Source organism: Centipeda noxia ATCC 43541, from assembly GCF_000160555.1.
Classification (GTDB): Bacteria; Bacillota; Negativicutes; order Selenomonadales; family Selenomonadaceae; genus Centipeda; species Centipeda noxia.
In genome coordinates, this window is sequence record NZ_GG749279.1 from 465,076 (window position 1) to 472,777 (window position 7,702).

General features: G+C 53.7%; 11 protein-coding genes. All 11 read right to left on the minus strand.

Annotated elements, in window-relative coordinates:
• Positions 1–18: 18 nt before the first annotated feature.
• Positions 19–603: a bis(5'-nucleosyl)-tetraphosphatase (symmetrical) YqeK gene (yqeK, locus tag HMPREF7545_RS03630; protein ID WP_006694323.1), complete on the minus strand. Its 585-nt coding sequence runs from the start codon at positions 601–603 to the stop codon at positions 19–21.
• Positions 587–1,207 carry a nicotinate-nucleotide adenylyltransferase gene (gene nadD / locus HMPREF7545_RS03635; RefSeq protein WP_006694324.1) on the minus strand — a complete coding sequence of 207 codons (621 nt, stop codon included), beginning with the start codon at positions 1,205–1,207 and terminating at the stop codon, positions 587–589. Before nadD ends, yqeK begins: the two co-directional genes overlap by 17 nt.
• A 6-nt stretch (positions 1,208–1,213) precedes the next feature.
• Positions 1,214–1,363, minus strand: a complete 150-nt coding sequence (locus HMPREF7545_RS10230; RefSeq protein ID WP_006694325.1) for a hypothetical protein — start codon at positions 1,361–1,363, stop codon at positions 1,214–1,216.
• The gene (locus HMPREF7545_RS03640) at positions 1,351–2,643 is read right to left on the minus strand and encodes a glutamate-5-semialdehyde dehydrogenase (RefSeq protein ID WP_006694326.1); all 1,293 of its coding nucleotides are present in this window, start codon (positions 2,641–2,643) and stop codon (positions 1,351–1,353) included. The genes HMPREF7545_RS10230 and HMPREF7545_RS03640 overlap by 13 nt, the downstream gene beginning before the upstream one ends.
• Before the next feature lie 14 nt (positions 2,644–2,657).
• Entirely contained in the window at positions 2,658–3,782 is a 1,125-nt protein-coding gene (proB, locus tag HMPREF7545_RS03645) for a glutamate 5-kinase (protein WP_006694327.1), read from the minus strand.
• On the minus strand, positions 3,779–4,078 hold the full coding sequence (locus tag HMPREF7545_RS03650; RefSeq protein WP_006696053.1) for a YhbY family RNA-binding protein: 300 nt from the start codon (positions 4,076–4,078) through the stop codon (positions 3,779–3,781). The genes proB and HMPREF7545_RS03650 overlap by 4 nt, the downstream gene beginning before the upstream one ends.
• A 20-nt stretch (positions 4,079–4,098) precedes the next feature.
• Positions 4,099–5,382, minus strand: a complete 1,284-nt coding sequence (gene obgE / locus HMPREF7545_RS03655) for a GTPase ObgE (RefSeq protein WP_006696052.1) — start codon at positions 5,380–5,382, stop codon at positions 4,099–4,101.
• 110 nt (positions 5,383–5,492) lie between these two features.
• A complete protein-coding gene (rpmA, locus tag HMPREF7545_RS03660; protein ID WP_006694330.1) occupies positions 5,493–5,795 on the minus strand; it encodes a 50S ribosomal protein L27 in 303 nt (100 codons plus the stop codon).
• Positions 5,792–6,112 carry a ribosomal-processing cysteine protease Prp gene (locus HMPREF7545_RS03665; protein WP_006694331.1) on the minus strand — a complete coding sequence of 107 codons (321 nt, stop codon included), beginning with the start codon at positions 6,110–6,112 and terminating at the stop codon, positions 5,792–5,794. Before HMPREF7545_RS03665 ends, rpmA begins: the two co-directional genes overlap by 4 nt.
• Before the next feature lie 3 nt (positions 6,113–6,115).
• Positions 6,116–6,427 carry a 50S ribosomal protein L21 gene (gene rplU, locus HMPREF7545_RS03670; protein WP_006694332.1) on the minus strand — a complete coding sequence of 104 codons (312 nt, stop codon included), beginning with the start codon at positions 6,425–6,427 and terminating at the stop codon, positions 6,116–6,118.
• A 250-nt stretch (positions 6,428–6,677) separates the two neighbouring features.
• On the minus strand, positions 6,678–7,702 hold a 1,025-nt coding region (locus HMPREF7545_RS03675; protein WP_006694333.1), incomplete at its 5' end, for an HAD family hydrolase.

Below are 7,702 nucleotides of genomic sequence, written 5' to 3' on the forward strand. Positions count from 1 at the left end.
TGCACTCATGTGGGTCGATTATTTGATGCGTACGCCGCTGAAAATCAGCTCATTTCGCGCCGTAACGGTATCCGGATGGATGAGCCCGCCTTTCTGTATCACAAATCGTATAGACTCCGTCAGCGCAGCCAGCATCATCTCATCGAGCGAAACCGTGCGTGCGAGCTCACGCAGATACTCTGCCTCCGGATACACCCGCGACGGCTCGATCATATCGGCGTAGTAGACAATCTTATCAAGCGCGGTCATGTTGGCCCCCCCGACCGTATGCCGCCAGACTGCCTGTGCAATTGCCGCATCATCCACGCCGTAGACCTCATAGATGAGATAGGCCCCAACATAGGCATGAAGGAGAAGCGGCATCACGGACTCAATCCTGCCGATGGGAATCCCGCGCCGCCGCGCCTCCGCCGGAAGTGCAGCCGTCTCATAGGCGCGGCCGCAGTCATGCAGGAGTCCCGCTGTGCGCGCCCGTTCCTCATTCATCCCGAACCGCCGTGCCATCGCTGCCGCAGTCTCCGCAACGCCGAGCGAATGTCGATACCGCCCGGGGGCAAGGTTCTGTTCCAGAAGGAGCCGCATCTCTTCATACGTTTTTGTCATCGGCACGATACAGCCCCCTCTCCCTAATATACTCCTCTACGGCGCGCGGCACAAGATGCCGAATGGAAAGGCCGGCACGAACACGTGCACGAATCACTGTTGAGGAAATCTCTAAGTGCGGTGTCGGAAGCACCTGTATGTGGCTGCGCTCCTCTGCAGTAAATTTTTCAGCAATGAGCAGCTCATCCAGAGGAGCACCCTGCCGCGTCGCAACGATGAAGCGGCAGGAGCGCAGAAGACGCTCCGGCTCATGCCAGCGATAGAGATCGTTCATCGCATCCGCCCCTGTGATAAAGAAGAGCTCTGCACCCGCAAGCTGGGCCTGAAGTTCTGTAATCGTATCTACCGTATAGGACGGTCCTTCTCGGCGCAGTTCAATATCTGAGACAAAAAAATGTGGATTTTCGCATACGCCGTACTCTGTCATAGCAAGCCGGTCCTGCATGGACGCAGCGTGTGCAGCGTCCTTATGCGGCGGACGTGCCGCAGGAACAAAGAGCACAGCATCCAGGGGGGCCGCAGAACACACCATTTCCGCTGTAATAAGATGCCCCATATGGATGGGATCAAAGGTGCCTCCCATAATCCCGATTCGTCTCTCCATGCCGGCTCACCTCACGATGCAGAGAATCATGAACACAAGCGCGGTCAGCACGAGGAATATGCCAACTGCACGCAGATCATCGAGCATATCATGCCGCCCCTTCGGCGTCGCCGCATATTGGCGCAAGGTACGAAGATAGGCAGTCAAACGCCGCATTCGTGTATTTTCTGTGCAGCGGGCACAGCCTCCCGCACCTGTCCCTCGCCGTAGACAAGATACTTCGTACTCGTCAGCGCGTCAAGCCCCATTGGTCCCCGCACATGGAGCTTCTGCGTACTGATGCCGATCTCTGCGCCGAAGCCGAACTCAAATCCGTCTGTGAATCGCGTTGATGCATTGACATAGACGGTCGAAGCATCCACCCTCTGTTGGAAGTCATGGGCCGCCCGAATGTCGTTCGTGACAATCGCCTCAGAGTGCCCGGTGTTATAGCGATTGATATGTGCAAGCGCCGCATCTATATCCTTCACCGTCCGGATTGCGAGGATGAGATCACCGTATTCTGCCGCCCAGTCCTCCTCTGATGCCGCAGCGATGTCTGTGAGAATCGCACGCGTCCGTTCGCAGCCGCGCAGCTCCACGCCATCCGCACGAAGCAGATCAGCCATCCGCGGCAGGAACTCCTCCGCAATGGACTCATGAACGAGCAGTGTCTCTGCCGCATTACAGACCGAGGGACGCGATACCTTCGCATTGCGCACGATCTGCAGTGCCATCGGAACGTCCGCCGACCGATCCACATAGACGTGGCAGACCCCGGCTCCCGTCTCGATCACCGGAACGCTGCTGTTCTCGACAATCCGTCGAATGAGTCCGGCTCCGCCGCGCGGAATCAGCACATCGAGCAGGCCCGTCAGATGCGTCATGACATCAACGGCGGACCGATCCTTCATCGCGAGCAGCTGAACCGCCCCGGAGGGAATGCCCGCAGTGTATGCAGCACGCGAGAGCACCTCTGCAATCGCCCGGTTGGATCGAAGCGCGTCTGAACCGCCGCGCAGAACCACAGCATTTCCGGATTTCAGACAAAGCCCGATGGCATCTGCGGTGACATTCGGCCGCGCCTCATAGATCATGCCGATCACGCCCAGCGGCACACGCATACGCCGAATCTCAAGACCATTTGGACGACGCACGGAGTAGTCTTCTCTGCCGAGAGGATCCGGCAGCGCCGCCGTCAGGCGAAGCCCTTCTGCCATCGAGGCAACACGCTCTGCATCAAGGTGCAGGCGATCGATATACGATGCGCGCATCCCAGCTTCCTTGGCCTCGGATACATCCGCTGCATTCTCATGCAGTATGGCATCCGTATGCTCCATGAGGGCATCGGCCATCGCTTCGAGCGCCGCATTGCGCACATCCGTCCGCAGCGCCGCCAGCGCATAGGATGCTGCCTTTGCGGCCTCTGCCTGTGTACGAATCTCCTGCTCTATCATACGCAACGCCCCCCTTATACCATCAGAACCATATTATCCCGATGGATGATTTCCTCATGTGACGCTCCTTCTACGAGGGTCTGAAAATCCGCAGTCTGATGCCCCATAAGACGTGCAATATCCGCAGCATCATATGCGGCAATACCGCGTGCAACCTCCTGTCCTGCCAGGCTCAGAACACGAACAGTATCACCCGCCGAGAAGGCTCCGTAGACGTCCGTCACGCCGACCGCAAGGATACTTGCTCCGCGCCGCATCGCATCAATGCATCCGGCATCGACAACAATCTCGCCGGCAAGTTTCTTCCCGAAAGCAAGCCAGCTTTTGCGGGTTCGGAGATGTGCCTCGCGCGCAGGGAACAGTGTTCCGATTTCCTCGCCGCGCAGAATGCCGCGTATGATGCCGTCCTCATCGCCGCGTGCAATCACCATTGTCACGCCTGCATTCTGGGCAATCTTTGCCGCCTCGATCTTCGTCTGCATTCCGCCCGTCCCCTGCGCCGATCCTGCACCGCCGGCGAGGCGTTCAATCTCCGGCGTAATCTCCGGAATCTCAGAAATCAGACAGGCCGCTGCATCCGTCCGCGGATTCGCTGTATAGACCCCGTCGATATCGGAGAGAATAATGAGCGCATCTGCATCGACGAGCGCCGCAACGACCGCGGACAGATTGTCATTGTCGCCGATCTTGATCTCGTCGACAGCAACCGCGTCATTTTCATTGATAACCGGAATAACGTTCATCCCAAGGAGGGCAAGAAGAGCATTGCGTGAGTTCATATACTGATGATGACGCGCGGCATTCTCCTTTGTAAGGAGTACCTGCGCCATCGTGCGCCCGTACTCGTGAAAAAACTTCTCATAGATGTGCAGCAGCGCCCCCTGCCCGATCGCAGCCAGTGCCTGCCTCTCCGGCACACCCGCGGGGCGTTCCTTGAGACCAAGCGTATTCATCCCCGCCGCAATCGCACCGGAGGAGACGAGCAGAACTTCCTTGTCCTGATTTGCCTCATCGATCAGTTCGCGCACGAGATGCTCGATCCGATGGAGATTCATCCCGTCCGACGGGTGCGTGAGCGTACTTGTCCCAACCTTGACGACAATGCGTCTTGCATCGCGCAGACGGTCCCGCGCACTCATAGCTCGATCCTGGGCTTGTCGAAGTTCCGCCGGAAGAGCAGACCGTTCCTGCCAATCACCTGGACGAGGTTGGCGTCTGCCCGCTCTGCAAGAACGGTAATAGCATCCTCCGGCTCATCCGGCGCATTTTGCAGAACACGCACCTTGATGAGTTCGCGCTTTTTGATGGCCTCACGCGCCGATGCAACAACAGCGGGCGTCACCCCTTCCTTGCCGATCATGACGACGGCTTCCTCCGTCATGCCGAGTGAGCGCAGCTTCCGCACCTGCTTACTGGTCAGCGAATTTCGCAGCAAAGTCTTTCCTCCAATACTCCTTAATCCTGATAGTCGAACGCCATATCTCCGATGTGAACGGTCATGCCCTCTTTGATGCCGCGTGCACGAAGCTTCTCATCCAGCCCCTTGAGGCGCCAGATATACTGAAAACGGCGTACCGCCTCATCATTGTTGAAGTTCGTCATTGCAACGAGTTTTTCAATCGCCTTGCCTGAGACAATGAAGTCTCCCGCATCGTTGCGCGAGATCGTCACCTTCTCATCATCTGCTGCATTCTGATCGTATACCGCGACATTATCTTCTTCTGCCTCGGGCTCGGGAACATACGCATCCAGCCATGCCCCGACATGATCAATCAGCTCCTGCACCCCTGCACGCGTTGCCGCCGAGATTGCAAAGAACTCCATGCCCTCTTTCTGAGCAAGTTCTTTCAGGCGCGGCAGATGTTCCTCGGCAGACGGCAGATCAATCTTGTTCGCCACAAGAATCTGCGTGCGCCGAGCAATCTTCTCGCTGTACCGCGCCAGCTCCCTGTTGATTGTGTAGTAATCCTCCACCGGATCACGCCCCTCGATGCCCGATGCATCCACGATATGCAGAATGAGGCGCGTGCGTTCCACATGGCGCAGGAAATCATGTCCGAGGCCGACCCCATCGGCAGCCCCCTCGATCAGTCCCGGAATATCTGCCATGACGAAGCTCTTCTCATAGTCCGTCTGTACAACACCGAGCACTGGGGTCAGCGTTGTAAAATGGTAGTCCGCAATCTCGGGACGAGCTGCCGAACACGAGGCAACGAGGCTCGATTTCCCGACGCTCGGATACCCGACAAGACCGACATCAGCGAGAAGCTTGAGCTCTAAACGCAGTTTGCGGCTCTCCCCCGGTTCACCGAACTCGGCAAAGGACGGTGCACGATTGGCCGCATTCGCAAATTTTGCATTGCCGCGGCCCCCGCGTCCCCCGCGGGCAATCACTGCCTCGGCACCAACCTCGGTAAGATCGGCAAGCACCTCTCCCGTTGCGTCGTCGGCAACGATCGTCCCCGGCGGCACGTCAACATAGAGCGGCTGCGCATTTTTTCCATACTGATTTTTATGTTCGCCGTTCTCCCCGTTCTTCGCCGTAAACTTGCGATGAAAGCGGAAAGAAAGGAGCGTATTCAGATTGCGGTCGGCACGAAAGATAACATCTCCGCCGCGTCCGCCGTCACCGCCCGACGGGCCGCCCTTGGGCATAAACTTCTCATGGCGGAAGGCTGATTTGCCATGTCCCCCGTCTCCCGCCTTCACCGTGATCTGCGCGCGGTCAATGAACTGCATACGTCCCCCTATAGTAAGAAGCTGCTCCCACAAGCGGCACATTTCACCTGTGAAAACAGCTTTCTAAAAGAGCCTGCACCACAAGGTACAGGCATCTTCATATAACAAACTTAAACAGCAGTCTCCGCAAGCGGATACACACTGATCTGGCGCTGATGACGCCCCTTGCGCTCGAAGGCAACCTTGCCGTCAATCTTCGCAAAGATCGTATCATCCTTGCCGATGCCGACGTTGTGCCCCGGGTGGAAATGCGTGCCGCGCTGACGGACAATGATGCTGCCCGCCGTCACGTGCGTGCCGGCCTGCTCCTTCACGCCAAGGCGCTTGGAATGGCTGTCACGGCCGTTGCGCGTAGAGCTGACGCCCTTCTTATGTGCAAAAAGCTGCAAATCAAACGAGAACAATCTGTTCACCCCTTTACTTCCTGAATACGAATACCCTTCGGGCTGATCTTCTCAATCTCCGCAAGTCCCATATACATGGTACGGAGAATCGCTTCGGTGCAATCATCCGGCGGCTCTTGCAACCGGATTTCGAGATTTCCGCTCGCAATGTCATAGGTGACGGCGCGATGCAGGTGCTCCATGATGCCAAGAAGCGCGGACTGGGTCAGTGCAGATACGCCGGCGCAGACAATATCCTCTCCGCGCTCCGCCGTTCCGCTGTGTCCTGCGACACGACAGCCCGTGATCATCCCGTATTCATTCGTGACGATCTCAACCGAAATCACAAATTACGCCTCGATCTTCTCGATAATGACCTTCGTGAACGGCTGACGATGGCCCTGACGCTTGCGGTAGTTGGACTTCGCCTTGTACTTGAAGACGAGAATCTTCTTGCCCTTGCCGTGCGCCATCACCTTGCCCGTCACCTTCGCGCCATCCACCATCGGACGGCCGACCTTAACGCTGGCATCGTTCACAACGGTCAAGACCTGATCAAAAACGACGGTCTCGCCCTCGCCTGCCTCAAGCTTCTCCACAAAAATGGTATCGCCTTCAGCGACCTTGTACTGCTTGCCGCCTGTCTTTACGATTGCATACATGAAAACACCTCCCTATATCGTTACTCGCCGGCTGCGGTTCGGCAGTGCCGATTGTAGTGACCTCGCCGTGCGGTTGGGAATGGGCCTATGCCCAAACAGAGGCTATACGCCTACGTTAGAGGATAATAGCATATTCATAAGATACTGTCAAGCTTGACTGATAGGCTGATTCACCATTTTTATCTTCAAAACTTTAATTCCCAAAATAAGAGTATTCCATAATCAAAAATAATGTTTTTTCATTATATCATTACTCTTTCATAACACTTTTTAACTCTTCTATATACTTTGATGTGTATTTATGAAGTATTTTTCTAAGAAGAAATACTTTTATATCATTATCATTGATCACATAGCGTACTTGACTGTTGAAAAGGGCATTTTGTGCAATTGAATCTGCTTCTTCTTCTGTCCATGTGTTAATCTCCTTCATTTCAGCTATGATTTTATGTGTCTGTTCAAATGATCTACTGGCCTCCAATGCCAATATAAGATCTGTTTTCTTCTTATCTTCCAATTTTCTACCGCTATCATGCTGTATTAGCTCATTTTGACAAGAATAATATTTTCTTTCCAGTTTCTCATTGATCGCGGTTCTAGTAATAATATCCTTTACCAGTCTATCCAATTCTTTTCCAACCGAATAATCTGCCGGAACAAAATACTTAATTCTTTCATCACGCATCATTTTATATACTTTACTCTTGTCGCTAGTTTCCAAATTATAGACACCAATAGAATATCCACCATAGGAGTTAACTAATTTCATACATGGAATATCTGTATCACTATCCCCGATATAAATCATATTTCTAAAAGGAACACGAAGCTGATCTGGAGCAAAGTGATCATTGACCTCTTGATTATTGACATCTAAAATCCCTTTTTCTATACGAAACAAGAACTGCGTTTTGTTCGTATAATTAACTACAAGTGCAGGCCATATAGCAACATCAGTTTCTTTATCAAATAAAAAGGAGCTAGCAAATATTCCTTCAAATTCATTTGCTATAGCCGTCCCCTCAATCATTTCACGTAGCCCAGAAGAAATAATATAATGTTCAACTTTTACACCTTCATCTACCCCATATTTCTTTATACGCTTGAACCAATCTTCTACTCCTGGAAACAACTTTACTTTTGAACCATAATCCTTTAATGCCGTTCGAGTAAATAGTGTTTTCCCTTCCGAACGTTTCTTCATCTCATACATCCATGCAAGATTCTGATCCATATTGTTTTCCTTAGCAAGACTATTGGATTCATCCCAGAATT

Bases quoted from the DNA above. Each gene is read 5' to 3' on its own strand.
- rplU (WP_006694332.1), bottom strand. From the start codon at position 6,427: ATGTATGCAATCGTAAAGACAGGCGGCAAGCAGTACAAGGTCGCTGAA.
- nadD (WP_006694324.1), bottom strand. From the start codon at position 1,207: ATGGAGAGACGAATCGGGATTATGGGAGGCACCTTTGATCCCATCCAT.
- yqeK (WP_006694323.1), bottom strand. From the start codon at position 603: ATGACAAAAACGTATGAAGAGATGCGGCTCCTTCTGGAACAGAACCTT.
- proB (WP_006694327.1), bottom strand. From the start codon at position 3,782: ATGAGTGCGCGGGACCGTCTGCGCGATGCAAGACGCATTGTCGTCAAG.
- HMPREF7545_RS10230 (WP_006694325.1), bottom strand. From the start codon at position 1,363: ATGCGGCGTTTGACTGCCTATCTTCGTACCTTGCGCCAATATGCGGCG.
- HMPREF7545_RS03640 (WP_006694326.1), bottom strand. From the start codon at position 2,643: ATGATAGAGCAGGAGATTCGTACACAGGCAGAGGCCGCAAAGGCAGCA.
- obgE (WP_006696052.1), bottom strand. From the start codon at position 5,382: ATGCAGTTCATTGACCGCGCGCAGATCACGGTGAAGGCGGGAGACGGG.